This is a genomic window from Promicromonospora sukumoe 327MFSha3.1 (assembly GCF_000385135.1).
GTDB lineage: Bacteria > Actinomycetota > Actinomycetes > Actinomycetales > Cellulomonadaceae > Promicromonospora > Promicromonospora sukumoe_B.
In genome coordinates, this window is record NZ_ARQM01000015.1 from 133,792 (window position 1) to 158,129 (window position 24,338).

Sequence of the window (24,338 nt, forward strand, 5' to 3'; positions counted from 1 at the left end):
AGACCCCGGTATGCCACCGGAATTCGGTCGGTATCGCCCGACAGATCGGCGCGTCCGGCGTGTCCCGGCGGCGGCGCTCAGCGCGCCTCGAACGCCACGCTCTCCCAGCCGGCCGGCACGTCGCGGGGCTCCCACGAGGCGTCGGGCGTCCAGTCCGCCCAGGACTTGTCCCACCAGAGCTTCCCGGCGTCGAGCAGGCCGGCGATCCGGGCGCCCTCCGCGCGGATCTGCGCCATGCGCCCGGGGTACCGCGCGGGGCCGGTCTCCTCGAACTCGGCGACGTCCTTGAACTCGTAGGTCTCGGCGTCGGCCGCCCACCAGACGTCCAGCTCGTGGTCGAGCGTGTCGAACCCCATCGGGGTGCGGCGCGGCGCGTCCTCCAGGTTGAAGTACCAGCCTTGGAACGCGCGCTCGGGGCCGTCCCAGAACAGGAAGAGCGAGTGCTCCACCCCGGTCCAGTGCAGCTCGAGGCGGCCGTGGCCGCGCCACCGCCTGCTGCCGGCGGCCTTCCACGGGTGCTCCCCCACCGGGAACGTGCCGGTGGCCGGGTACGCCAGCGGGGTTCCACCGGGCGTGTAGGTGACCAGCAGGTCGCCGTCGTCCTGCACGCAGACCTGCGGGATCGCGATCCAGGGCTCGCCGCGCATGATCTCGCGGCGCACCACCGTCTGGCCGGGCAGGAAAACTTCAGGCGTCATGCGCGGAACGCTAACAGCGGCGCGTTACGCCCCGGCGACATCCACGTTGACACCGTGGCGCAGCACCCGCAGGGGCCGCAGGTCGGCGTCCGTGACCAGGATGTCGGCGCGCGCGCCGGGCACCAGGGCGCCGACCTCGCCGGTCAGGCCCAGCACCCGGGCCGGCACCGCCGTCGCGGACCGCACGGCGTCGACCAGCGGGACACCGCCTCGCACCGCGCACCGCACCACGTCGACCAGGTGGGCGGTGCCGCCGGCGATCGGCCCCTCCTCCTCGGGCTCGCCCGGCGCGGCCTGGGGCATCGCGATCCGGGCGACGCCCTCGTGCACCACCACCGACATCGGGCCCAGCTCGTAGCTGCCGTCGGCGACGCCGGCCGCTGCCATCGCGTCGGTCACCAGGAGGATCTGGTCCGCGCCGACCATGTCGAACACCGAGCGCACCGTGGCCGGGTCGAGGTGGACGCCGTCGCCGACGAGCTCGACGACCATGTCGCCGCGTGCCGCCGCCGCCAGGCAGGCCGCGATGGGGCCGGGCTGGCGGTGGTGCAGCGGGCGCATGCCGTTGAACAGGTGGGTCGCGGTCATCGGGCCGAGCGGGTGGCGTCCGGTCGTGTGGCCCGCCCCGGCGCCCAGCGCGGTGGTGACCTGCTCGATCAGCGCCTCGGCCTGCTCGGTGGTCCCGTCGGTGTGGCCCAGGGAGGGCAGCACGCCGGCCTCGACCAGCGCCTCGGCGACGCCGCCGGGCCCGGTCACGCCCGGCACCTCGGGGGCGACCGTCATGGTGCGCAGGTACCCGCGGGCGGCCGCGGCCAGGTCCCGCACCAGCTCGACGCTGCCTTCCTGCAGGTCAGCCGGGTTGTGAGCGCCGCGGCGGCGATAGGACAGGAACGGCCCCTCGGCGTGCAGCCCCTCGATCTCGCCGGCCTCGGCAAGCTCGGCCAGCACGCCCGCCCGCTGCACCAGCACCTCGGGCTGGGCCGTCACGAGCGACGCCACCAGGGTGGTCGTGCCGTGCCGGCGGTGCTCCAGCACGCCCGGCAGGGCCTCGGCGGCCGTCGTCACGTCGGGGAACGACGCGCCGCCCCCGCCGTGGTTGTGCAGATCGACGAGGCCCGGCAGCACGTACGTCCCTGGCGCCGGAGCCACCTGCTCCAGCGCGGGGCCGTGACCGGCCTCCAGGGCGTCGACGACGGAGCCGGCGAACTCGACCCGTCCGCCCGAGGCGACCACGACGCCGTCGTCCACCACGGAAGATGCCAGGACCAGCCGACCACGGACGACCACCACTTCGCTCATGCCCGACATCCTGCCATCCACCGGGCAGCGCTCGGCCGGCCGGCCGCTCGGCGGGCCGGGGCCGCGGCTAGAAGAGGCGCGTCGTGGGGTCGTCGACGCCGCGCATGGCGTCGTAGTCCAGCAGGAGCGTGGCGATGCCACGGTCCTTGGCCAGGACCCGGGCCTGCGGCTTGATCTCCTGGGCCGCGTAGACGCCGCGGACCGGGGCCAGCAGCGGGTCGCGGTTCAGCAGCTCCAGGTACCGCGTGAGCTGCTCGACGCCGTCGATGTCTCCGCGGCGCTTGATCTCCACCGCGACGGTGGAGCCGGAGCCGTCCCGCGCGAGGATGTCCACGGGGCCGATCGCCGTGGGGTACTCGCGGCGCACGAGCGTGTGCCCGTCGCCCAGCAGTGCGATCTGCTCGGCGAGCAGCTCCTGCAGGTGCGCCTCGACGCCGTCCTTCACGAGGCCGGGGTCGATGCCCAGGTCGTGGCTGGAGTCGCTGTGCACGGTGAACAGCTCGACCTCGAGCCGGTCGTCCGACTTGGCGTGCTGGACGGTCCACACCTCGGTGACGCCGCGCTCGGCGGCCTCCTCGGAGGGCTCACGCACCGTCAGGGTGCACGGGGGGCTCATCCAGTTGAGCGGCTTGTACGAGCCGCCGTCGGAGTGGATGAGCACGCTGCCGTCAGCCTTGACCACGAGCAGCCGCGTAGCCTGCGGGAGCATCGCGGTCAGGCGGCCCGTGTAGAGGGCGGAGCAGTCTGCCACGACCAGCCGCATCAGAGAACCAGATCCTGTCGTCCGGGAGGGGCGGCCTCGAGCCAGGAGGCGAGGCCGAAGTAGTCGCCGGCAGCGAGGTCGAGCTCGAAGTCGAGCCCGTCGTACCGGCACTGGACGAGGTAGTGGTCGCCCTGACCACGCTCGTCCGGGTCCAGCGGGGTGCGGCTCGTGACGGTGAGCCGCTCCCGGTACCACGTGCGGGCCGGACGGGGTGACAGCGACCAGCACCGCCACCACTCGATCCGGCCCACCGCGTACTGCGCGATGCCCGGCGTCCAGGAACCCTCGGGGTTACCGGTCGCCCGGGCACTGCAGTCGAACGATCCGACCCTCCGGGAGAGGGTCCGCAGCCGGGAGATCCCGGCCGCGATGACGAGCGCGAGCGCCCCCAGTACCGCTATCGCGATCCATACGACGCCGGGCACGCGCGCTCTCCCTCAGACCAGGGAGATCTCGTCGACCACAAGGGTGACGAGGTTGTTGTCCACGGACATGAAGCCGCCGGTGACCGTGGCCTCCACGGCCGGTCCCGACGCCGTGTCCACCTTGATGGTGCCGGGGCGAAGCACTGCCAGCAGCGGCGTGTGGTTCGCCAGGATGCCGATCTGGCCGTCCGCAGACGGCGCGCTCACCTGGGTCGCCGCACCGCTCCAGACCTTGCGGTCCAGGGACACGAGGTCCACGCTCAGCTCTGCCACGAGAGCTCCTTCCGATGTAGCGGGCGTGCTGCCGCCCCTGCCGGGTTGCCCGAGTCTAAGGGGTCCGGCGGGGCGGCATCACGCACGGGGGGAAATACGAGACCTCAGGCCCCGTACTCCTTCTGGATCCGAGCCCAGTTCTCCTCGAGCATCTCGAGGCCACCGATGTTGTAGAAGGCCTGCTCGGCGATGTGGTCGAACTCGCCGGCGCAGATCTTCTTGAACGCCTCGATGGTCTCGGACAGCGGGACCGTCGAGCCCTCGACGTCCGTGAACTTCTTGGCCATGTAGGTGTTCTGGGAGAGGAACTGCTGGATGCGACGCGCGCGCGCCACGACCGTCTTGTCCTCTTCCGAGAGCTCGTCCACACCGAGGATGGCGATGATGTCCTGCAGCTCCTTGTTGCGCTGCAGGATCGACTTCACCTCGGTCGCCACGTCGTAGTGCTCCTGGCCCACGTAACGCGGGTCGAGGATGCGGGACGTCGACGTCAGCGGGTCGATCGCCGGGTACAGACCCTTCGACGCGATCTCACGGGAGAGCTCGGTCGTCGCGTCCAGGTGGGCGAACGTCGTGGCCGGGGCCGGGTCGGTGTAGTCGTCAGCCGGCACGTAGATGGCCTGCAGCGACGTGATGGAGTGACCACGCGTCGAGGTGATGCGCTCCTGGAGGAGGCCCATCTCGTCGGCCAGGTTCGGCTGGTAGCCCACGGCGGACGGCATACGGCCGAGCAGCGTGGAGACCTCGGAACCGGCCTGCGTGAAGCGGAAGATGTTGTCGATGAAGAGCAGCACGTCCTGCTTCTTCACGTCGCGGAAGTACTCCGCCATCGTCAGCGCCGACAGGGCGACGCGCAGACGCGTGCCCGGCGGCTCGTCCATCTGGCCGAAGACGAGGGCGGTCTTGTCGAAGACACCCGCCTCGTCCATCTCGGCGATCAGGTCGTTGCCCTCACGGGTGCGCTCACCGACACCGGCGAACACCGACACACCACCGTGGTCCTGGGCCACACGCTGGATCATCTCCTGGATGAGGACCGTCTTGCCGACGCCCGCACCACCGAAGAGACCGATCTTGCCACCCTGGACGTACGGGGTCAGCAGGTCGATGGACTTGATGCCCGTCTCGAACATCGTGGTCTTCGACTCGAGCTGGTCGAAGGCCGGGGGCTTGCGGTGGATCGGCCAGCGCTCGGTGACCTCGATCTTCTCGCCCTCGGCGAGGTTCAGGACCTCACCGGTGACGTTGAAGACCTTGCCCTTGGTGACGTCGCCGACGGGCACGCTGATGGGCGAGCCGGTGTCGGTGACCAGGGCGCCGCGGACCAGGCCGTCGGTCGGCTTGAGCGCGATCGCGCGCACCAGGGAGTCGCCCAGGTGCTGCTCGACCTCGAGGGTCAGCGTGAACGTGTTCTCGTCCTCGCCCTGGCCCGAGAGGTCGATCTCGACGGTCAGCGCGTTGTAGATGTCGGGGATCGCGTCCTCGGGGAACTCGATGTCCACGACGGGGCCGATCACCCGAGCGACCCGGCCAGTTGCCGGCTCAGTCGGGGCCGCGCCGTGAGGTGATTCCACGGTGGTGGCGGTCATGGTTGCCTCGCTTCGGTGGGCCGGAGGGTCCTCCGGCGGGGAGTCTGTTGGTTGGTCAGGACGCCAGGGCGTCGGCACCGGAGACGATCTCGCTGATCTCCTGGGTGATGTCCGCCTGACGGGCCTGGTTGGCCAGTCGGGTGTACGTGCGGATCAGGTCCTCGGCGTTGTCCGTGGCCGTGTGCATGGCGCGCTGGCGGGCGGCCAGCTCGGACGCGGCGGCGTCGAGCAGGGCCGCGTAGATGCGCTGGTCCACGTACCGCGGCAGCAGTGCGTCCAGCACGGCCTCCGGCGACGGCTCGAAGTCGTAGAGCGGCAGGACCTCGTGCTCGTCCGCCTCCACCACGCCCTCGACGACCTCCAGGGGCAGCATCCGCACCACGTGGGGACGCTGGGTCACCATGTTGACGAACTGCGTGGAGACCACGTGCAGCTCCGAGACGCCGCCCTCGTCCTCGTCCGCGAGGAACTTCTCGAGCAGAGCCTGCCCGATCTCCTCGGCGACCTCGGCCGACGGCCGCTCCGAACCGTACGTCCACGTCCGCACGGCCTCGCGGCCCCGGAACGCGTAGTACGAGACCGCCCGACGACCGGCGACGTAGAGGAGAACCTCCTTGCCCTCGGCCGCGAGCTGCTGGGTCAGCCGCTCCGCCTCACGGACGATCGACGCCGGGTAGGAACCCGCCATGCCGCGGTCCGACGACACCACGAGCACCGCGGCGCGCTTGGCGCCCTCGACCTCCCGCGTGAGCGGGTGATCGATGTCGGTGTGCGTGGCGACCGCCGAGACCGCACGGGTGATCGCCTGCGCGTAGGGTGCCGCAGCCGCCGTCCGCGCACGGGCCTTGCCGATGCGGGACGCGGCGATGAGCTCCTGCGCACGGAACATCTTCTTCAGCGACTGCGTCGACTTGATCCGTGCCTTATAGACGCGCTGGGATCCACCGGCCACGGGTCAGGCCTTCTTCTTGACGACGACCTGTGCCTGCTCGACGTCGACGGGGCCACCCTCGACCTCACCACCGACGAGCGCGGTGCCGTCGGCCCGCTGGAAGCCGGCGCGGAAGTCCTCGACGGCGGCGCTGAGCGCCTCCTCCGTGGCGGGCTCCAGCTTGCCGCTCTCGCGGATCGACGTCAGGACGTCCGTCTTGCGGCGCAGGTGGTCCAGCAGCTCGGACTCGAACCGCTTGACGTCCTCGACCGCGACGTCGTCCAGCTTGCCCTTGGTGCCGGCCCACACGGCCGCGACCTGGTCCTCGACCGCGTACGGCGAGTACTGGGGCTGCTTGAGCAGCTCCGTCAGGACGGCGCCGCGCTGCAGCTGCGCGCGGGAGGCCGCGTCGAGGTCGGACGCGAACATCGCGAACGCCTCGAGCGAGCGGAACTGCGCCAGCTCCAGCTTCAGCGTGCCGGAGACCTTCTTCATCGCCTTGATCTGCGCGTCGCCACCGACTCGGGAGACCGAGATACCGACGTCCACGGCGGGACGCTGGTCGGCGTTGAACAGGTCGGACTGCAGGAAGATCTGGCCGTCCGTGATGGAGATGACGTTGGTCGGGATGTACGCCGAGACGTCGTTCGCCTTGGTCTCGATGATCGGCAGACCGGTCATCGAGCCCGCGCCCAGCTCGTCCGAGAGCTTCGCACAACGCTCGAGCAGACGGGAGTGCAGGTAGAACACGTCACCCGGGTAGGCCTCGCGGCCCGGCGGGCGGCGCAGCAGCAGCGACACGGCACGGTAGGCCTCGGCCTGCTTCGACAGGTCGTCGAAGACGACGAGCACGTGCTTGCCCTGGTACATCCAGTGCTGGCCGATGGCCGAGCCGGTGTACGGGGCGAGGTACTTGAAGCCCGCGGGGTCGGAGGCGGGAGCCGCGACGATCGTCGTGTACTCCAGCGCGCCGGCCTCCTCGAGGGCGCCACGCACGGAGGCGATGGTCGAGCCCTTCTGACCGATCGCGACGTAGATGCAGCGCACCTGCTTGCTGGGGTCGCCGGACTCCCAGTTCGCCTTCTGGTTGATGATCGTGTCGATCGCGATCGCCGTCTTGCCCGTCTGGCGGTCACCGATGATCAGCTGACGCTGACCACGGCCGATCGGGATCATCGAGTCGATCGCCTTGATGCCGGTCTGCAGCGGCTCGTGCACCGACTTGCGCTGCATGACGCCGGGCGCCTGCAGCTCCAGGGCACGGGTGGCCTCGGTGGCGATCTCGCCCAGCCCGTCGATGGGGACACCCAGCGGGTCGACCACGCGGCCGAGGTAGCCCTCGCCCACGGGGACCGAGAGCACCTCACCGGTGCGGCGGACCTCCTGGCCCTCCTCGATGCCGGTGAACTCGCCCAGGACGACCACACCGATCTCACGGACGTCCAGGTTCTGCGCGAGGCCGAGCGTGCCGTCCTCGAAGCGCAGCAGCTCGTTGGCCATCACGCCCGGGAGGCCCTCGACGCGGGCGATGCCGTCCGCGGCGTACGCGACGCGGCCCACCTCCTCGGTGACCGCTTCCTGGGGCTCGTAGGCCTTCACGAAGCTGTCCAGTGCGGCGCGGACCTCGTCCGGCCGGATCGTCAGCTCAGCCATTGATCTTCTCCTGTCGTGGCCGCGAAAGCCGCGGCGGAAGGTTCTTGTTCACGTTTTCAGCCGGCCAGACGACGCTGAGCGTCAGCAAGGCGCGACAGGACGGTGGAGTCGACGACGTCCGCGCCGACCTGGATGCGCAGGCCGCCGACGAGAGTCGGGTCCACGGTGACGTTCAGCTGCACGGGCTTCCCGTACGAGCGCTCGAGGATGGCGCCGAGGCGCTCCTCCTGCTCGCGGGTGAGCACCGTCGCGCTCGTCACGGCGGCCACGAGGCGGTTGCGGCGCTCCGCCGCGACCTCGCCGTACCAGCCGATCGTCTGCACGAACCGGCGGCCACGCAGCGACGAGGTCGCGCGCTGCGCCAGGCGCTGGGTCACGGTGTCGACCTTGCCACCGACCAGTGCGTCCACGAGCGCCACCCGGCGCTCCGGAGCCGTCGAGGCGTCGGAGAGAACCTGCTTGGCCTCCCGCTGGCCGACGAGCGACCGGCCGAGCCGGAACAGCTCGTCCTCGACCGTCTCCAGCGCGCCGCGCGCCTCGGCGGAAGCCAGGACGGCGTCCAGGCCGAGGCGCTCGACGGCGTCCGTGAGGTCGGCGTCGCTCGACCAGCGCGCCCGGGCGAGCCCGGACACGAGGTCGACCACGCGCTCGTCGAAGCCGCCCAGCAGGCCGGCCACCAGGCCCGCCTTGGCCTCGCCCTCGCGGGAGGGGTCGGCGAGCGAGCGGCGCAGCGCGGCGGAGTCGTCGAGCGCCGACACCAGGGTGAGCAGCTGCTCACCCAGGGTCAGCGCGTCCGCACCCGCGGCGCGCAGCACCGGCTCGAAGCGCTCCTGCGCCGCAGTCAGCGATGCACCGCTCGATCCCCGCATCACGCCTCCTTGTTGCTTGCCACGGCCTGGCTCGCCTCGAGCTCGTCGAGGAAGCGGTCCACGACGCGCGACTGACGGGCCGAGTCCTCGAGGGACTCGCCGACGATCTTCGACGCGAGCTCGGTCGCGAGCGTGCCGACCTCGGTACGCAGGGACACGACGGCGGACTGCCGCTCGGCCTCGATCTGACGGTGCGCCGTCTCGGTGATGCGCCCCGCCTCCTCGCTCGCCTTGGCCTTCAGGTCGTTGACGATCGCGGTGCCCTCGGCACGCGCCTCCTCACGGACCTGTGCCGCCTGGGCACGGGCCTCGGCCAGGAGCTCCTGCTGCTGGGCGAGGGCCTCGTCCGCCGCCTTCTGGGCGGCCTCGGCCTTCTCGATGCCGCCCTCGATGAGGGCGGCGCGCTCGTCCAGGATCTTGTTCATCGGCGGCAGGATGAACTTGTAGAACGCGACGGCGATGATCACGAGGACCACCGCCGACCAGAGCAGGTCATATCCGGCGGGCAGGAACAGCTCGATGCCCTGCGGCTCGTCCGTCTGCGCCGCTAGCACGGCGGCGCTCGAGTGCGCCGTCATCACTGGAAGAGGAAGCCGGCGACGAGCCCGAGGAGCGCGAGCACCTCGACGAAGGCGACACCCAGGAACATGGTGGCGCGGAGCTGGCCGGCGACCTCGGGCTGGCGGGCCATGCCCTCGATGGTCTTGCCGATCAGGATGCCGAGGCCGATGCCCGGGCCGGTCGCCGCGAGGCCGTAGCCGATCGCGTTCACGTTGCCGGTGACCTCGGCGAGAGTGGTGACGTCCACTTGCGTCTTCCTTCCGTTGGGCGCCGGACCGGTATTGGTCCGGCGTCGCGTGGTGTGCGAAGGCGCGTGCTGCGCCCGTCGCGGGTTTTCCAGGTGAAGCTATGCAGCGCCGCCCGGAGGAGCGAGCACCGTCAGTGCTCCTCCTCCAGCGACATGTTGATGTAGACCGCGGCCAGCAGCGCGAAGATGTACGCCTGCAGGAACGCGACCAGCAGCTCGAAGAGCGTCATGAAGATGCCGGCCGGCAGCGTCAGGGCGCCGAAGACCATCAGGCCGCTGCCCGCCGAGTCGATCAGGAAGAACTGCGTCGCGGCGAAGCAGAGCACCAGCATGATGTGTCCGGCGACCATGTTGGCCACCAGTCGGACCATCAGCGAGCCCGGCCGGATGATCAGGATCTGCAGCAGCTCGATCGGCGTCAGGATGAAGTAGATCGGCCACGGCACGCCCGGGGGGAACAGGTTCGCCTTGAGGTACCCGCCCAGACCGTGCTTGCGGATGCCGACGGCCCAGTAGGTGACGAACACCCACAGCGCGAGCAGCAGCGGCACGCCGATGCGCGAGGTGGCGGCGAGGTTCAGGCCCGGGATGATGCCGGTGAGGTTGAACGCCAGGATCGTCACGAAGATCGTGGTGAGCATGGGGACGAAACGCTTCGCGTTGTCCTTGCCCAGGATCTCCTCGCCGACCTGCACCCGGACGAAGTCCAGGATGTACTCGACGCCGGCCTGGAAACGGCCCGGCACGACCTTCGCCCGGCGCGCGGCGATCAGGAAGATCGACAGCAGCACGATGGTGGCGATGATCCGGATGATCCAGAGCCGGTCGATCTGGAAGATGGTGCCTTCGAAGAGGATGCCCGACGGGAAGAAGTCGGCGATCGACGGCGTGTGGAAGCCGCCCTCACCCTCGTGGCCTTCAGTGGCGGCGAGGATTACGGACGTCGCATACGTGGACAGGAGGACTCCCAGGTGGTCATTCGGCCCCGCGCGCGTTTCCCGCTGTGTGGCGGAACGGGCGCGCCGTCGGGCCTGGCCGTCATGGATTCGTCGTAAGCCTAACCTATGTCACATGGGGTTTAGGCCGTAGAACCGCATGACGCGGCCCCTTGTGACTTATTGCGCAACCCCGCGTCAGGTCGTGGGTCGCTCATGAGGCTCGGTCAGGGCGTGGTGTCGGTCTCGACGTAGGGCACGCGGCCGTTGCGCACGGCGCGGTAGTCGAGCAGCGCGGAGCCCACGGCCCCGAGCAGCAGCACGACGAACAGGACGACCCGGTCGTAGAAGTCGAACTGCGTGATGATCACCAGGACGACGATCAGCACCACCATCTTGGCGAGCCAGCTGCCCATCACGACGGCACCCATCGTGGTGGCGCCCTTGCCGACGGTGTAGAGCATCGACCACACGGTGGTGGCGCAGAAGAACGCGGCCAGCGCCGCGCCGATCAGGGCGCCCCAGAGGCCGGGCAGGCCCGCGACGAGGAGCCCGACCACGGAGCCCAGCACGGCGAGGCCGCCGACCAGGATCAGGCAGTCACGGAGCGCCGTACGCAGCACCGCCTGCTCGGCAGCGCCCCGCGGGGCGTTGGGGGCATCGGGCAGCTGCTCGGTCATTCGACGGTCTCCTTGGTCTTGACGTGCGCCTTGACGGCGACACGCTCGGTGGCGCTCTCGGTGGCGCTCTGCGGTACGAGGGCGGGCTGCGCCGCGCCGACGGCGGCGGGCACCTTGGGGGTCTGCCCCGACAGCGCCACGTCGTCGTCCAGGAACCGGCCCCGGTGGCGCAGCGGGCCCAGCGTGGCCAGCAGCGCGAGCACCACGAACACGGCGGTCCAGATCAGCACGATCTCCCAGTCCCACCGCACGAGCGCCGCGGCGCTGAAGGCGAACACGGCGGTCCACACGTACAGGATCACGACCGCGCGGCGGTGGGAGTGGCCGAGGGCCAGCATCCGGTGGTGCAGGTGCATGCGGTCCGGCGCCATGGGCGACTTGCCCGCGGCCAGGCGGCGGATCACGGCCAGGCCCATGTCGAGCAGCGGCAGCATGAGCACCGCCACCGGCAGGAGCAGCGGGATGAACGCGGGCAGGGCCTGCGAGCCGGTCATCACGTCGGGCTGTACGTTGCCGGTCACGGTGATGGCCGCGCCGGCCATGACGAGCCCGATCAGCATGGACCCGGCGTCGCCCATGAAGATGCGCGCCGGGTGGAAGTTGTAGGGCAGGAAGCCCACGCACACGCCCACGAGCACGGCCATCATCAGGGACGCCAGGGAGGAGTAGTCCTCCGCCGAGACCTGCTGGGTGAGCCCGTAGGTGTACAGGAAGAAGGCGGCGCCGCCGATGGCGACGATGCCGGCCGCGAGGCCGTCGAGGCCGTCCACGAAGTTAACGGCGTTCATGGCGACCACCACGGCCAGGACCGTGATGACCAGCGAGGTGCGCGACGACGTGATGGTCGTGCCGGCGATCGGCAGCGTGATGAGCTGCACGCCCTGCAGCGCCATGAACCCGGCGGCCAGCACCTGGCCCGCGAGCTTGGTGACCCAGTCGAGGTCCCACTTGTCGTCCGCCCAGCCGAGCCCGCACACGATCGCCGCGCCGCCGACGATGCCCCACGCCTGACGGTCGGAGAAGACGCCGGACAGGAACGGCATCTGGGAGGCCAGCATGACGGAGACGACGATGCCGATCAGCATCGCGAGCCCGCCGAGGCGCGGCGTCGGCACCAGGTGCACGTCGCGCGCCCGGACCGCGGAGATCGCCGAGGTCTTCAGGGCCACCCACCGGGCGAAGGGCGTGGTCAGGAACGTGACCGCGGCGGCCACGAGCATCAGGAGCAGGTACACCCTCACTCGTCGTCCTCCGCGGCAGGGGCGGGGGGCTCGATCGGGTCGTCCTCGGGCGACGCAGCAGGGCCTTCGACGTCGGCGACCTTGCGCAGCTCCGCCAGGCTCACGGCACCCTCGCGGACGATCCGCAGCACGGGGCCGGTCGCGTCCACGATCGTGGAGGCGACGCCGCCGGGAGCCTCGCCGCCGTCCAGGTAGACCGCGACGGACGCGCCGAGCTGGTCGCGCGCGTTCTCCACGTCCTGCGCGGCCGGGCTGCCCGACTTGTTCGCGCTGGACACGGCCAGCGGGCCGGTGCGCTTGAGCAGGGCGAGCGCCGCGGCGTGGTCCGGCATGCGCAGGGCGACGGTGCCGCCCGTGTCGCCGAGGTCCCACTGCAGCGACGGCTGCGCCTGCAGGATGACGGTGAAACCGCCGGGCCAGAAGGCCTCGACGAGCCGGCGGGCCTCGTCGGGCACGTCGGTCGCGAGACCGTCGAGGGTCGCGACGTCACCGACCAGGACCGGCGGGGGCATCTGCCGGCCGCGGCCCTTGGCCGCGAGCAGGGCGGCCACCGCGACCTCGTCGAACGCATCGGCTGCGATGCCGTAGACGGTGTCGGTGGGCATGACCACCAGGGCTCCACGGGAGATCGCGTTCACTGCCTCGTCGATCGCGGGGCCCCAGGTCTGCGGGTCGGTGGCGTCGAGCACGGGCTGCACAGGCACACTCACGCGGACCAGTCTTTCACGCTTCGGGACCCTCCTGATGCCCGAGCCGCCGCGCGACCACCATGCGGGGCCGGCCGGTGAGGTCCTTGCGGGTCTCGGGCTCGCCGAACACGGGCCGTCCGTCGGCGTCGCGCGCGGCCGAGACCATGGCGCGGGCCGCCTCCGCCTGGACCTCGGCGTGCTCCATGACGTAGAGCCCGCCGGGGCGCAGCAGCCTGGCCGCGGCGTCCGTGATGCCGCGCGGCACCTCCAGCCCGTCCGGGCCCAGGCCGTAGAGCGCGACCGCCGGGTCGTGCTCGGCCACCTCCGGGTCGACGGGCACGGCGTCCGACGGCACGTACGGCGGGTTCGAGACGACGACGTCGGCCGTCCCGTCGATCCCGTACAGCGCGGTGCGGGCGTCGCCCTTGACGAGCCGGACGATGCGCTCGGGCGCCTCCTGGGGCCCCGGGGCCGTCTGGTCCGCGACCGTGGCGGGGTCCAGCCCGGCCGCGACGGCGCTCAGGGCGTCCACGTTGCGCGCCGCCCAGGCGTGCGCATCCTTGTCCAGCTCGACGGCGTGCACGCGCGCGCCGGGTACCTCGGTCGCCACGGCCAGCGCGATGGCGCCCGACCCGGTGCACAGGTCGACGACGACCGCGCCCGCGCCGCCGCGTTCGCCGACCACCTTGGCGGCCTCGTCGATCGCCACCTGCGCGACCTCCTCGGTCTCGGGCCGCGGCACGAACACCCCCGGCCCCACGGCCAGCTCCAGGTGCCGGAACGGCGCCACGCCCGTCAGGTGCTGCAGGGGCTCGCGGGCGGCGCGCCGGGCGACCAGCGCCTCGAAGGCGCGCGCGACGTCGTCGGGCACCGGGCGGCCCAGCACGACGAGCCGCCGCAGCTCACCCCGGTCGACCCCCAGCGCGTGCGCCAGCAGCGCCTCGGCGTCGGCCTGCGGCGACCCGACCCCGGCGTCCGCCAGCTCCCCCTGGGCCCACCTCAACAGCTGTGCGCTCACCGCGCTCCTCCGACCACGGCAAAAGCCTGCCCGACCGGGCCCGAAGGCGCCAGGTCCGCCGTGATCCGATACGACTCAGACACCCGAGGCCTCGGCCAGCCGGGCCGCCTCGTCGGCGTCGATCGCGGAGCGCACCACGGGACCAAGGTCGCCGTCCAGCACCTGGTCGAGGTTGTACGCCTTGTACCCCGTGCGGTGGTCGGCGATCCGGTTCTCCGGGAAGTTGTACGTGCGGATGCGCTCGGAGCGGTCGACGGTGCGCACCTGCGAGCGGCGCAGCTCGGCGGACTCGGCCGCGGCCGCCTCCTGCTGGGCGGCGAGCAGGCGGGCCCGCAGCACGCGCATGGCCTGCTCGCGGTTCTGCAGCTGCGACTTCTCGTTCTGCATCGAGACCACGATGCCCGTGGGCACGTGCGTGATGCGCACCGCGGAGTCCGTGGTGTTCACGGACTGCCCGCCCGGCCCGGAGGACCGGTAGACGTCGATGCGCAGGTCGTTCTGGTCGATCTCGAGCTCGCCCGGGTCGTCGACCTCGGGGAACACCAGCACGCCCGCCGCCGAGGTGTGGATGCGGCCCTGCGACTCGGTGACCGGCACCCGCTGCACGCGGTGCACGCCACCCTCGTACTTGAGGCTGTGCCAGACGCCGTCCTCGGGGCCCTGCACGCTCTTGGCCTTGACCGCGACCTGCACGTCCTTGTAGCCGCCCAGGTCGGACGCCGTGGCCTCCAGGAGCTGCGTGGACCAGCCGCGCTGCTCGGCGTAGCGCAGGTACATACGCAGCAGGTCGCCCGCGAACAGCGCGGACTCCTCCCCGCCCTCGCCCGCCTTGATCTCGAGGATCACGTCGCGCCCGTCGTCGGGGTCGCGCGGGACCAGCACGCGGCGCAGCTTCTCCTCCGCGGTCGCCTCGGCGTCCCGCAGCGCGGGCAGCTCCTCGGCGAACGAGGCGTCCTCGGCCGCCAGCTCGGCGGCGGCCTCGGCGTCGTCGTGCGCCTGCTCCCAGGCCTTGTAGGCCCCGACCACCTGGTTGAGCTCCGCGTAGCGGCGGCCCAGCGTGCGGGCGCGACCGGGATCGGCGTGCACGGCGGGGTCCGCCAGCGCCGCCTCGATCTCGGCGTGCTCGCTGAGCAGCGGTCCGACGGCGGCGAACGACTCGGTCACGGTCTCTCCTCGGTACAGGGCCAAACAGGTCTGGGCAAAGCAACAGCGCCGGTGGTCCGGCGCCCGACTGCCCCTGGAGAGGTTGTCGGACCGGACCACCGGCGCTGCGGAGTCGCTACTTGTCGGCGTCCTTCTTGCCGTAGCGCGCCTGGAACCGGGCCACGCGGCCACCGGTGTCCATGATCTTCTGCTTGCCCGTGTAGAACGGGTGGCAGGCGCTGCAGACGTCGGCGGAGATCTTGCCGGACGTCTCGGTGCTACGCGTCGTGAAGGTGTTGCCACAGGTGCAGGTGACCTGCGTGACGACGTACTCGGGGTGGATTCCAGCCCTCATGTTGCTCCTTGGTGAGATGCCGCTGGGTCGCCCTGCAGAACCGCGGGACGTGAACCAGCCAGCCAGCCAATCATTGTGCCACTACCTCGCCCGGATGGGCGAGGCAGTGGGGTGTGACGTGGATCAGGACGAGCTAGACGGTCTCGCCGACGTTCTCGTTCTCCGTCAGACCACCCGGCGTCGTCTTCTGCACGTGCAGCAGGAACTCGACGTTGGTCTTGGTCTTCTTGAGCTGACCGAGCAGCAGCTCGGCGGCCTGCGTCTGGTCGAGCGCGCCCATCACGCGGCGCAGCTTGTAGACGATCGCGAGCTCGTCCTTCGACATGAGGATCTCCTCGCGCCGGGTGCTCGAGCCGTTGACGTCGATCGCCGGGAAGATGCGCTTCTCGGCCAGGGACCGCGACAGGCGCAGCTCCATGTTGCCCGTGCCCTTGAACTCCTCGAAGATCACCTCGTCCATCTTCGAGCCGGTCTCGACCAGAGCCGTCGCGAGGATGGTCAGCGAGCCGCCGTCCTCGATGTTGCGCGCGGCGCCGAAGAACTTCTTGGGCGGGTAGAGCGCGGCGGCGTCCACACCACCGGACAGGATGCGGCCCGACGCCGGGGCGGCCAGGTTGTAGGCGCGCGACAGGCGGGTGATGCCGTCGAGCAGCACCACGACGTCCTGGCCCAGCTCGACGAGACGCTTGGCGCGCTCGATGGCGAGCTCGGCGACCAGCGTGTGGTCCGAGGCGTGCCGGTCGAAGGTCGAGGAGATGACCTCGCCCTTGACCGAGCGCTCGAAGTCGGTGACCTCTTCCGGGCGCTCGTCCACCAGCACGACCATGAGGTGGACCTCAGGGTTGTTCAGCGAGATCGCGTTGGCGATCTGCTGCATCATCAGCGTCTTGCCGGCCTTGGGCGGCGCGACGATGAGGCCACGCTGGCCCTTGCCGATCGGCGCGACGATGTCGATGACGCGCGGCGTCAGCTTGGTCGCCTCGGGGTTCTCCAGGCGCAGGCGCTCCTGCGGGTACAGCGGCGTCAGCTTGGTGAACTCGGGGCGCTCCCGCGCCTCCTCCGGCGTCATGCCGTTCACCGAGTCCAGGCGCACCAGCGCGTTGAACTTGTTGACCTTGGCGTTGCGCCCGGTCGCCTGCTGCGGCGGCTCCTCGCCCTCGCGCGGCTGGCGGACGGCGCCGACGACGGCGTCACCGCGGCGCAGGCCGGCCTTCTTGACCTGGTTCAGCGACACGTAGACGTCGTTGTTGCCCGGCAGGTAGCCCGAGGTCCGCACGAACGCGTAGTTGTCGAGGATGTCGAGGATCCCGGCGACGGGCAGCAGCACGTCGTCCTCGCGCACCTCGACGTTGTCGAGACCCGCGACGTCCGGACCCTGGCGGCCGCGGCCGCGCTTGCGGTCCCGGCCCCGGTCGCGACCCCGGCGGCGGCGCGAGCCGCGCTCGTCGTCGAGGTCGCCGGCGGCGGCGCGGTCGGCGTTCCGGTCCGCGGCACGCTCGGTGCTGCGCTCGGTGCTCCGCTCCGTCGTCCGGGTTCCGGCGCGGTCGGCGGTGCGCTCGTTGCCGCCACGGGTGTTCCGGGCGGTGCCGGACTGGCCGTTGCGGCCCTTGTCGTCGGCGGACTTGTCGGCGGTGCCGTCGGCGGCACCCTGGCCGCGGCCGGAGCGACGTCCGTTCTGCTCGCGCGGCGCCGCGACGGCGTCGGCGAGCTGGGCGAGACGTGCGGCCTTGTCGGCTTCCGTGCTGGCGTCGGCGCGCACGCTCGAGGTGGCGACCTCGGCGGCGGCGACCGGTGCCTCGCTACGGACAGGCTTGTCGGTGGTGGGCTGCTCCGGGGCGGAAGCGGCACGGGCCGGGCGCTTCGTCGCGCCGCCGCCCGTCTTCTCGCGGATCGAGTCCACGAGGTCGCTCTTGCGCATCCTGGAGGTGCCCTTCACGCCCAGGTCTCCGGCGAGTGCCTGGAGCTCGGCGAGGCGCATGCTGCTCAGCGCGCCCGTACCGGCCGCACGGCCGGTGGCTGACTGAGCGTTATCGGTGGTGTCTGTCACGAAGGACCCTTCCCCCTCGAACTGCGGCTGATCGCCTGAGCGCGGGCCGCGGGATAGTGGGCGCCCGGCTCGATGTGGCCAGAACGCGGAAAACCTCGCATCAGTGGTACGACGAAGGGGCTGACGGGGGCGTTGTCTGCCTTCTCGCGAGATGCGGTGGGCCGTGGATCACGGCCTGCTACGGGCACGGCTGAGCGGCTTTGACTGTAGCTGGGTAGGCGGTTGAGGAACCGATGTTGAATCCGTGTTCCCGCCACCATGGCTCAGGACGTGCGATCCCGAAGGTTCACTGCATACTACCACCCCGTACTGCTGGTGATCCTGGTCCGGCATGACTTCTGTCTGCCCCTGACGGACCGGACGATAGCGCACCCGTGTTACCGGTAATTCTCCTGGCCCGCGCGCCCGTCAGATCGATCCCCGGGCTCAGCCTGCGCCAGCCCGCGGTCTCGTCCACCAGGTCCGCCAGGACGGCGTCCCGCGCGGCCCGGTGGCCCGGCCCGGCGAGCACCAGGACGGTCGGCCCGGCACCCGAGACGGTGGCCGGGACGCCCTCGTCCCGCAGTGCCCGGATCAGCTCGCTGGACGCGCCCAGGACACCCGCGCGGTACTGCTGGTGCAGCCGGTCCTCCGTGGCGTCGAACAGCAGCTCCGGACGCCGGGCCAGGGCCTCGACCAGGAGCGCCGCCCGGCCCGCCGTGAACGCGGCGTCGCCGTGCGACACCTGCGCCGGCAGCGCCGCGCGCGCCCGCGCCGTCGCGAGCCGTACGTCGGGCACCAGCACCGTGGCCTCGATGGCCGGGTCGATGTCGAGCCCGACCGCGCGCGGCCCGGCGTCGGTGGTCCACGCGACCGTGGCGCCGCCCTGGATGGCGGGCGCCGCGTTGTCCGGGTGCCCCTCGAACTCGGTCGCCAGCCCCAGCACCGTGGCGGCGTCGATCGCGCGCGGGTCCGCCAGCAGGGCGCGGGCCGCGACGATCCCGGCCACGACCGCGGCCGACGACGAGCCGAGCCCGCGGCCGTGCGGGATCACGTTGTGGCACGTCATGTGGATGCCGGTCGGCACGGCGCCGGCCAGGTCCATCGTGCGCCGCAGCGCACGCACCACCAGGTGGTCCTCCCCGAGGGGGACCTCCCCGGCACCCTCGCCCTCGACCTCCACGACCACGTCGGAGCTCGCCACGAGGCGCACCTCGACCTCGTCGTACAGGGCCAGCGCGAGACCGAGCGAGTCGAAGCCGGGCCCGAGGTTGGCGCTGGTCGCGGGCACCCGGACCCGCACGTGGTCGGCGCCGAGCTGCATCAGAGTGAGAGCGCGTCGGCGATCGAGACGACGTCGGCGGAGACCCGCACGGGCTCCACCTCTCCGCCGTCCGGCGTACGCAGCGCCCAGCCCGGGTCCTTGAGCCCGTGGCCGGTCACCGTGATGGTGATGCGTGCCCCCGCGGGCACCAGGCCGCGCTCGTGGCGGGCCAGCAGGCCCGCGACGCCCGCCGCGGACGCCGGCTCGACGAACACGCCGACCTCGGCCGACAGGATGCGGTGCGCCGCGAGGATCTGCTCGTCCGTCACGGCCTCGATGACGCCGCCGGAGGTGTCCCTGGCCTGCTCGGCGAGCTCCCACGAGGCGGGGTTGCCGATGCGGATGGCGGTGGCGATCGTGTCCGGGTCGTCGACGGGGTGGCCCTTGACGATCGGCGCGGCGCCGGCGGCCTGGAAGCCCCACATGGCCGGGGCGTGGCTCGCGACGCCGGACTCGGCGTACTCGGTGAAGCCCTTCCAGTACGCCGTGATGTTCCCGGCGTTGCCCACGGGCAGCAGGTGGATGTCGGGGGCGTCGCCCAGCGCGTCCACGATCTCGAACGCAGCGGTCTTCTGGCCCTCGATCCGGTCGGGGTTGACCGAGTTCACGAGCTCGACGGGGTGCGTGTCGGCGAGCTTGCGGGCCGCCACCAGGCAGTCGTCGAAGTTGCCGTCGACCTGCAGCAGGCGGGCGCCGTGCGCCACCGCCTGGCTCAGCTTGCCCATGGCGATCTTGCCGTCCGGGACCAGCACCGCGCAGAGCATGCCGGCGCGCGTCGCGTAGGCGGCGGCCGACGCCGACGTGTTGCCTGTCGACGCGCACACCACGGCGCGGGCGCCGCGGCCGGCCGCCGCGGAGATCGCGGCCGTCATGCCGCGGTCCTTGAACGAGCCGGTCGGGTTCATGCCCTCGACCTTGACGTAGACGTCGGCACCCGTGCGCTCGGACAGCGCGGGGGCGGGCACGAGCGGCGTGCCGCCCTCGCCCAGCGTGACGATCTTCTGCTGGAGGTGGGCGGGCAGGTGGTCCGCGTACTCGGTGATCACGCCGCGCCACAGGCGCGAGGTGGGGACGCCGGATCCGGCGGACGGGACGTTCGGTTCAGCGGGCAGCACAGGCACGGTTCAGCCTTCGACTCTCAGGACGGACGTGATCTCGCGGACCGGTTCGAGCGTGCGCACGGCCGCGATGGTGGCGGCCAGCGACGCCTCGCGGGCGGCGTGGGTGGTCAGGAGCAGCTCGGCGGTGCCCTCGGAGGGCCCGGTCTGGCGCACGGTGTCGATCGAGACGCCGTGGTCGCCCACGACGCCCGCGACCTGAGCGAGCACGCCGGGCAGGTCGGCCACCAGCAGACGCACCTGGTAGCGCGTCACCGCGGCGTCCGCCGGGAGCAGCGGGCGCGCCGCGTAGGTGGACTCCTGCGGGCCCTTGCCACCGAGCACGCGGTGGCGCGCCGCCGAGACGACGTCGCCCAGCACCGCGGACGCCGTGGGCCGGCCGCCGGCGCCCTGGCCGTAGAACATGAGCGGACCCGCGGCGTCGGCCTCGACGAAGATCGCGTTGAACGCGCCCTTCACGCCCGCCAGCGGGTGTTCCAGCGGCACCAGCGCCGGGTGCACGCGCACCGCGACGCCCTCGCCGGTCTGCTCGGCGATGGCCAGCAGCTTCACGGCGTGCCCGGTCCGGGCGGCCCACGCGACGTCGTCCGAGGTGACCCCGGTGATGCCCTCGCGCGCGACGTCGTCGGCCGAGACGCGGGTGTGGAAGGCGAGGCTGGCCAGGATCGCGGCCTTGGCGGCGGCGTCGTAGCCCTCGATGTCGGCCGTGGGGTCGGCCTCGGCGTAGCCGAGGTCCTGCGCCTGCTTGACGGCCTCGTCGAGGTCGAGCCCCGTGGTGGCCATCTGGTCCAGCACGTAGTTGGTGGTGCCGTTGACGATGCCCAGGACGCGGCGCACGTGGTCGCCCGCCAGGGACTCGCGCACGGGCCGCACGATCGGGATGGCGCCCGCGACGGCGGCCTCGTAGTAGATGTCGACGCCGGCCGAGTCGGCCGCCTTGTAGAGCGTGGGACCGTCGGCGGCCAGGAGCGCCTTGTTGGCGGTGACGACGGCGGCCCCGCCCTCGATGGCGCGCAGAAGCAGGGCACGGGCCGGCTCGGTGCCGCCCATCACCTCGACGACGATGTCCGCGCCGTCGACGAGCGACTCCGCGTCCTCGGTCAGCAGGTCACGCGGTACGGCGGCGTCGCGGGGGCGGCTCGCGTCGCGCACGGCGATGCCGGCGAGCTCCAGCGGCGCGCCCGCGCGGGCGGCGAGATCAGTGCCCTGCTCCAGCAGCATCCGGGCCACCTCGGTGCCCACGACGCCACAGCCCAGCAGTGCGACACGCAGCCCGCGGGCGGGCTCGGGGACAGGCACAGCGATCCTGCTTTCGTCTTCGGGGGGCGTCCGCTCCCGGTGCGGTTCCGCACGGGTTCGGGACGATGCGACCAGGGTAACCGGAGCGTCCGACATGCGGGCGCTGTGTCTCACGGCAGGTGTTCGCCGAAAGGAGAACGCCTGCCCGGGAACCCGCACCCCTCGGTCGAGGGGCGGTTCCGGACAGGCGTCCTCACTCGGCGGGGCAGGCCCCGCCGGCCGGTCTCAGGCCTCGTTGACCCCGTGGCAGACCTTGTACTTCTTGCCCGAGCCGCACGGGCACTGCGCGTTGCGCGGCGTGCCGGGGAACGTCCGGCCGTCGCTCGTCGCGGCCGTGGCCTCGCCGTGCAGCGACGCCCGGCGACGGGCGCCGTCCGACGACTGCATGAACGCCGAGCCCGAGCCGTCCTCGCTGGGGGCCGAGTACGTCAGCGGCTGCTGGCGGTTCGGCGCGTCCAGGCCCTTGGCGAGCAGGATCGGCTCCGTGGCGGCGCCGGCGGCCCGGCGCTGGCGCGGCGGGGGCGGCTGCTGCCCCTGCTGCGGGGCGGCGGCGGGAGCGACCACCGGGATCTGCGTGGTCGGCGGGGCGTCCGGCTGGCCCGTGCCCAGGCGGCCGCGGGGCGGCACCGGCGCGGCCGCGGGCAGCTCGGAACCGCCGTCCGTGGCCTGCTCGGCGTCGGGCTGCTGGACCGTGACCTCGAGGTTGAACAGGAACCCGACCGACTCCTCCTTGATGGCGTCGGTCATCGCCTGGAAGAGCTGGAAGCCCTCGCGCTGGTACTCGACCAGCGGGTCGCGCTGCGCCATGGCACGCAGCCCGATGCCCTCCTTGAGGTAGTCCATCTCGTAGAGGTGCTCGCGCCACTTGCGGTCCAGCACGGAGAGCACCACGCGGCGCTCGAGCTGCCGCATGGCGGGCGGCGAGAGCTCGTCCTCGCGGGCCTGGTAGGCCACGCGCGCGTCGGACAGGATCTCCTCCAGCAGCATGTCGCTGGTGACGCGGTCCATGCCGTCCGCCTCGGCGGCGATCTCCTCCGGCGTCAGCGACACCGGGTAGACGGCCTTCAGGGCCGTCCACAGGGCGTCCAGGTCCCACTGCTCGGGGCTGCCCTCGGCGGTCGCGTTGGTGACGTACTCCGTGATGGTGTCCGTGAGGAAGTGCTGCACCTGCTCGCGCATGTCCTCGCCCTCGAGCACGCGCAGGCGCTCGGCGTAGATGACGGTGCGCTGGCGGGACAGGACGTCGTCGTACTTGAGGACGTTCTTGCGGATCTCGAAGTTGCGCGCCTCGACCTGGCCCTGCGCGGACATGATGCCGCGCGTGACCATCTTGGACTCGAGCGGCATGTCGTCCGGGAAGCCGGCGCGGTTCATCATCGACTCGGCGAGGCCGGAGTTGAACAGACGCATCAGGTCGTCCTGCATCGACAGGTAGAACCGGGACTCCCCCGGGTCGCCCTGACGGCCGGAACGACCACGGAGCTGGTTGTCGATGCGGCGGGACTCGTGCCGCTCGGTGCCCAGCACGTACAGGCCGCCGGCGGCCTTCACCTCGTCGTGCTCGGTGGCGACGCGGGCCTTGGCCTTCTCCAGCGCCTCGGGCCAGGCGGCCTCGTACTCCTCCGGCGTCTCGACGGGGTCGAGGCCGCGCTCGGCGAGCTCGCCCACGGCGAGGTGCTCGGCGTTGCCGCCGAGCATGATGTCGGTACCGCGGCCGGCCATGTTCGTGGCGACCGTGACGGCGCCCTTGCGGCCCGCCATGGCCACGACGGAGGCCTCGCGCTCGTGCTCCTTGGCGTTGAGCACGTTGTGCGGCACGCCGGCCTTCTTCAGCTTGGCGCTCAGCAGCTCGGACTTCTCGACGCTGGTGGTACCCACCAGGACCGGCTGCCCGTAGGCGTGCCGCTCCACGATGTCCGCGACCACGGCGTTGAACTTGCCGTCCTCGTTCTTGTAGACGAGGTCGGGCTGGTCCAGGCGCTGCGGCGGGTTGTTCGTCGGGATCGGCACCACACCGAGCTTGTAGGTGCCCTGGAACTCGGCGGCCTCGGTCTCGGCCGTACCGGTCATGCCCGAGAGCTTGCCGTACAGGCGGAAGTAGTTCTGGAGGGTGATCGTGGCGAGCGTCTGGTTCTCCGCCTTGATCTCCACACCCTCCTTGGCCTCGATGGCCTGGTGCATGCCCTCGTTGTAGCGGCGGCCGGCGAGGATACGGCCGGTGTGCTCGTCGACGATCATGACCTCGCCGTTCAGCACGACGTAGTCCTTGTCGCGCTTGAACAGCTCCTTGGCCTTGATGGCGTTGTTGAGGAAGCCGATCAGCGGCGTGTTCAGCGACTCGTACAGGTTGTCGATGCCGAGGTAGTCCTCGATCTTCGCGATACCCGGCTCCAGCACGCCGACCGTGCGCTTCTTCTCGTCCACCTCGTAGTCCACCGTCGGGACCAGGCGGAGCACGACCTTCGCGAACTCCGTGTACCAGCGGTTCGCGTCGCCGGCCGCGGGGCCGGAGATGATCAGCGGCGTACGGGCCTCGTCGATGAGGATGGAGTCCACCTCGTCGACGATCGCGAAGTTGTGCCCGCGCTGCACCAGGTCGTCCGTGGACCAGGCCATGTTGTCGCGCAGGTAGTCGAAGCCGAACTCGTTGTTCGTCCCGTAGGTGATGTCGGCGGCGTACATCTCGCGACGCTGCGCCGGCGTCTGGCCCGACAGGATGACACCCGTGGTCAGGCCCATGAACCGGAAGACGCGGCCCATCAGCTCGCCCTGGTACTTGGCCAGGTAGTCGTTGGTGGTGATGACGTGCACGCCGTCGCCCGACAGGGCGTTGAGGTACGCGGCGGTCGTCGCCACCAGCGTCTTGCCCTCACCGGTGCGCATCTCGGCGATGTTGCCGAGGTGCAGCGCCGCACCACCCATGATCTGCACGTCGAAGTGCCGCTGGCCGAGCGTGCGGCGGGCGGCCTCGCGGATCGCCGCGAACGCCTCCGGCATCAGCTCGTCCAGAGTGGCACCGTGCTCGAGACGCTCCCGGAACCGGGCCGTCTCCTCCCGGAGCTCGGTGTCGCTGAGCTCGACGAAGCTGGGCTCCAAGCGATTGACCTGCTCAGCCACATTGTGCAGCTTCTTCAGGACACGTCCTTCGCCGATGCGAAGGACCTTGTCGAGGATGGACACGCGGGTTCTCCCAGGTCGTCGT

Annotated in this window: 23 protein-coding genes; all 23 read right to left on the bottom strand. The window is 71.5% G+C overall.

Annotation, left to right across the window (positions count from 1 at the left end; genetic code table 11):
* Nucleotides 1–77: 77 nt before the first annotated feature.
* Complete coding sequence (locus tag H291_RS0124275) at nt 78–698, bottom strand: DUF402 domain-containing protein (protein ID WP_033327893.1); 621 nt, start codon at nt 696–698, stop codon at nt 78–80.
* Nucleotides 699–722: 24 nt separating this feature from the next.
* Nucleotides 723–2,006, bottom strand: a complete 1,284-nt coding sequence (locus tag H291_RS0124280) for an N-acetylglucosamine-6-phosphate deacetylase (RefSeq protein WP_020017628.1) — start codon at nt 2,004–2,006, stop codon at nt 723–725.
* 58 nt (nt 2,007–2,064) lie between these two features.
* Nucleotides 2,065–2,760: an endonuclease NucS gene (gene nucS, locus H291_RS0124285; RefSeq protein WP_020017629.1), complete on the bottom strand. Its 696-nt coding sequence runs from the start codon at nt 2,758–2,760 to the stop codon at nt 2,065–2,067.
* Nucleotides 2,760–3,185, bottom strand: a complete 426-nt coding sequence (locus H291_RS0124290; RefSeq protein ID WP_020017630.1) for a DUF2550 domain-containing protein — start codon at nt 3,183–3,185, stop codon at nt 2,760–2,762. Before H291_RS0124290 ends, nucS begins: the two co-directional genes overlap by 1 nt.
* Nucleotides 3,186–3,197: 12 nt before the next feature.
* Nucleotides 3,198–3,458 carry a F0F1 ATP synthase subunit epsilon gene (locus H291_RS0124295; RefSeq protein ID WP_020017631.1) on the bottom strand — a complete coding sequence of 87 codons (261 nt, stop codon included), beginning with the start codon at nt 3,456–3,458 and terminating at the stop codon, nt 3,198–3,200.
* Nucleotides 3,459–3,562: 104 nt separating this feature from the next.
* Complete coding sequence (gene atpD / locus H291_RS0124300; RefSeq protein WP_026366084.1) at nt 3,563–5,047, bottom strand: F0F1 ATP synthase subunit beta; 1,485 nt, start codon at nt 5,045–5,047, stop codon at nt 3,563–3,565.
* Nucleotides 5,048–5,102: 55 nt separating this feature from the next.
* Entirely contained in the window at nt 5,103–5,999 is an 897-nt protein-coding gene (locus H291_RS0124305; RefSeq protein ID WP_026366085.1) for a F0F1 ATP synthase subunit gamma, read from the bottom strand.
* A gap of 3 nt (nt 6,000–6,002) precedes the next feature.
* A complete protein-coding gene (gene atpA, locus H291_RS0124310) occupies nt 6,003–7,631 on the bottom strand; it encodes a F0F1 ATP synthase subunit alpha (RefSeq protein ID WP_020017634.1) in 1,629 nt (542 codons plus the stop codon).
* Nucleotides 7,632–7,687: 56 nt separating this feature from the next.
* Nucleotides 7,688–8,500, bottom strand: coding sequence for a F0F1 ATP synthase subunit delta (locus H291_RS0124315; RefSeq protein ID WP_020017635.1), 813 nt, complete (start codon nt 8,498–8,500; stop codon nt 7,688–7,690).
* Nucleotides 8,500–9,078 carry a F0F1 ATP synthase subunit B gene (locus tag H291_RS0124320; RefSeq protein ID WP_020017636.1) on the bottom strand — a complete coding sequence of 193 codons (579 nt, stop codon included), beginning with the start codon at nt 9,076–9,078 and terminating at the stop codon, nt 8,500–8,502. Before H291_RS0124320 ends, H291_RS0124315 begins: the two co-directional genes overlap by 1 nt.
* Complete coding sequence (locus tag H291_RS0124325; RefSeq protein ID WP_020017637.1) at nt 9,078–9,308, bottom strand: ATP synthase F0 subunit C; 231 nt, start codon at nt 9,306–9,308, stop codon at nt 9,078–9,080. The genes H291_RS0124320 and H291_RS0124325 overlap by 1 nt, the downstream gene beginning before the upstream one ends.
* Nucleotides 9,309–9,439: 131 nt before the next feature.
* The gene (atpB, locus tag H291_RS0124330) at nt 9,440–10,279 is read right to left on the bottom strand and encodes a F0F1 ATP synthase subunit A (protein ID WP_332257187.1); all 840 of its coding nucleotides are present in this window, start codon (nt 10,277–10,279) and stop codon (nt 9,440–9,442) included.
* A 191-nt stretch (nt 10,280–10,470) separates the two neighbouring features.
* The gene (locus H291_RS0124335) at nt 10,471–10,923 is read right to left on the bottom strand and encodes a hypothetical protein (RefSeq protein WP_020017639.1); all 453 of its coding nucleotides are present in this window, start codon (nt 10,921–10,923) and stop codon (nt 10,471–10,473) included.
* Nucleotides 10,920–12,164, bottom strand: a complete 1,245-nt coding sequence (locus tag H291_RS0124340) for an MraY family glycosyltransferase (protein WP_157237312.1) — start codon at nt 12,162–12,164, stop codon at nt 10,920–10,922. The genes H291_RS0124335 and H291_RS0124340 overlap by 4 nt, the downstream gene beginning before the upstream one ends.
* Nucleotides 12,161–12,874: an L-threonylcarbamoyladenylate synthase gene (locus H291_RS0124345; RefSeq protein WP_051109627.1), complete on the bottom strand. Its 714-nt coding sequence runs from the start codon at nt 12,872–12,874 to the stop codon at nt 12,161–12,163. The genes H291_RS0124340 and H291_RS0124345 overlap by 4 nt, the downstream gene beginning before the upstream one ends.
* A gap of 13 nt (nt 12,875–12,887) precedes the next feature.
* A complete protein-coding gene (gene prmC, locus H291_RS0124350; protein WP_157237313.1) occupies nt 12,888–13,871 on the bottom strand; it encodes a peptide chain release factor N(5)-glutamine methyltransferase in 984 nt (327 codons plus the stop codon).
* Between the two features lie 75 nt (nt 13,872–13,946).
* Nucleotides 13,947–15,035: a peptide chain release factor 1 gene (gene prfA, locus H291_RS0124355; RefSeq protein ID WP_020017643.1), complete on the bottom strand. Its 1,089-nt coding sequence runs from the start codon at nt 15,033–15,035 to the stop codon at nt 13,947–13,949.
* A 115-nt stretch (nt 15,036–15,150) separates the two neighbouring features.
* Entirely contained in the window at nt 15,151–15,369 is a 219-nt protein-coding gene (rpmE, locus tag H291_RS0124360; RefSeq protein WP_020017644.1) for a 50S ribosomal protein L31, read from the bottom strand.
* A gap of 133 nt (nt 15,370–15,502) precedes the next feature.
* Nucleotides 15,503–17,347, bottom strand: a complete 1,845-nt coding sequence (gene rho, locus H291_RS0124365; protein ID WP_020017645.1) for a transcription termination factor Rho — start codon at nt 17,345–17,347, stop codon at nt 15,503–15,505.
* Nucleotides 17,348–17,702: 355 nt separating this feature from the next.
* The gene (gene thrB / locus H291_RS0124370; RefSeq protein WP_020017646.1) at nt 17,703–18,719 is read right to left on the bottom strand and encodes a homoserine kinase; all 1,017 of its coding nucleotides are present in this window, start codon (nt 18,717–18,719) and stop codon (nt 17,703–17,705) included.
* Nucleotides 18,719–19,834 (bottom strand): threonine synthase, encoded by a 1,116-nt coding sequence (gene thrC, locus H291_RS0124375; protein WP_020017647.1) that lies wholly within the window; start codon nt 19,832–19,834, stop codon nt 18,719–18,721. The genes thrB and thrC overlap by 1 nt, the downstream gene beginning before the upstream one ends.
* A 9-nt stretch (nt 19,835–19,843) precedes the next feature.
* Nucleotides 19,844–21,136: a homoserine dehydrogenase gene (locus tag H291_RS0124380; RefSeq protein WP_020017648.1), complete on the bottom strand. Its 1,293-nt coding sequence runs from the start codon at nt 21,134–21,136 to the stop codon at nt 19,844–19,846.
* Between the two features lie 225 nt (nt 21,137–21,361).
* Complete coding sequence (gene secA, locus H291_RS0124385) at nt 21,362–24,316, bottom strand: preprotein translocase subunit SecA (protein WP_020017649.1); 2,955 nt, start codon at nt 24,314–24,316, stop codon at nt 21,362–21,364.
* Nucleotides 24,317–24,338 lie beyond the last annotated feature (22 nt).

What these genes read in the sequence shown, in the direction of transcription:
- H291_RS0124275 (WP_033327893.1), bottom strand. Translation starts at nt 698, where the DNA reads ATGACGCCTGAAGTTTTCCTGCCCGGCCAGACGGTGGTGCGCCGCGAG.
- H291_RS0124280 (WP_020017628.1), bottom strand. Translation starts at nt 2,006, where the DNA reads ATGTCGGGCATGAGCGAAGTGGTGGTCGTCCGTGGTCGGCTGGTCCTG.
- nucS (WP_020017629.1), bottom strand. Translation starts at nt 2,760, where the DNA reads ATGCGGCTGGTCGTGGCAGACTGCTCCGCCCTCTACACGGGCCGCCTG.
- atpD (WP_026366084.1), bottom strand. Translation starts at nt 5,047, where the DNA reads ATGACCGCCACCACCGTGGAATCACCTCACGGCGCGGCCCCGACTGAG.
- atpA (WP_020017634.1), bottom strand. Translation starts at nt 7,631, where the DNA reads ATGGCTGAGCTGACGATCCGGCCGGACGAGGTCCGCGCCGCACTGGAC.
- H291_RS0124315 (WP_020017635.1), bottom strand. Translation starts at nt 8,500, where the DNA reads ATGCGGGGATCGAGCGGTGCATCGCTGACTGCGGCGCAGGAGCGCTTC.
- H291_RS0124320 (WP_020017636.1), bottom strand. Translation starts at nt 9,078, where the DNA reads ATGACGGCGCACTCGAGCGCCGCCGTGCTAGCGGCGCAGACGGACGAG.
- H291_RS0124335 (WP_020017639.1), bottom strand. Translation starts at nt 10,923, where the DNA reads ATGACCGAGCAGCTGCCCGATGCCCCCAACGCCCCGCGGGGCGCTGCC.
- rpmE (WP_020017644.1), bottom strand. Translation starts at nt 15,369, where the DNA reads ATGAGGGCTGGAATCCACCCCGAGTACGTCGTCACGCAGGTCACCTGC.
- rho (WP_020017645.1), bottom strand. Translation starts at nt 17,347, where the DNA reads ATGCGCCTCGCCGAGCTCCAGGCACTCGCCGGAGACCTGGGCGTGAAG.
- thrB (WP_020017646.1), bottom strand. Translation starts at nt 18,719, where the DNA reads ATGCAGCTCGGCGCCGACCACGTGCGGGTCCGGGTGCCCGCGACCAGC.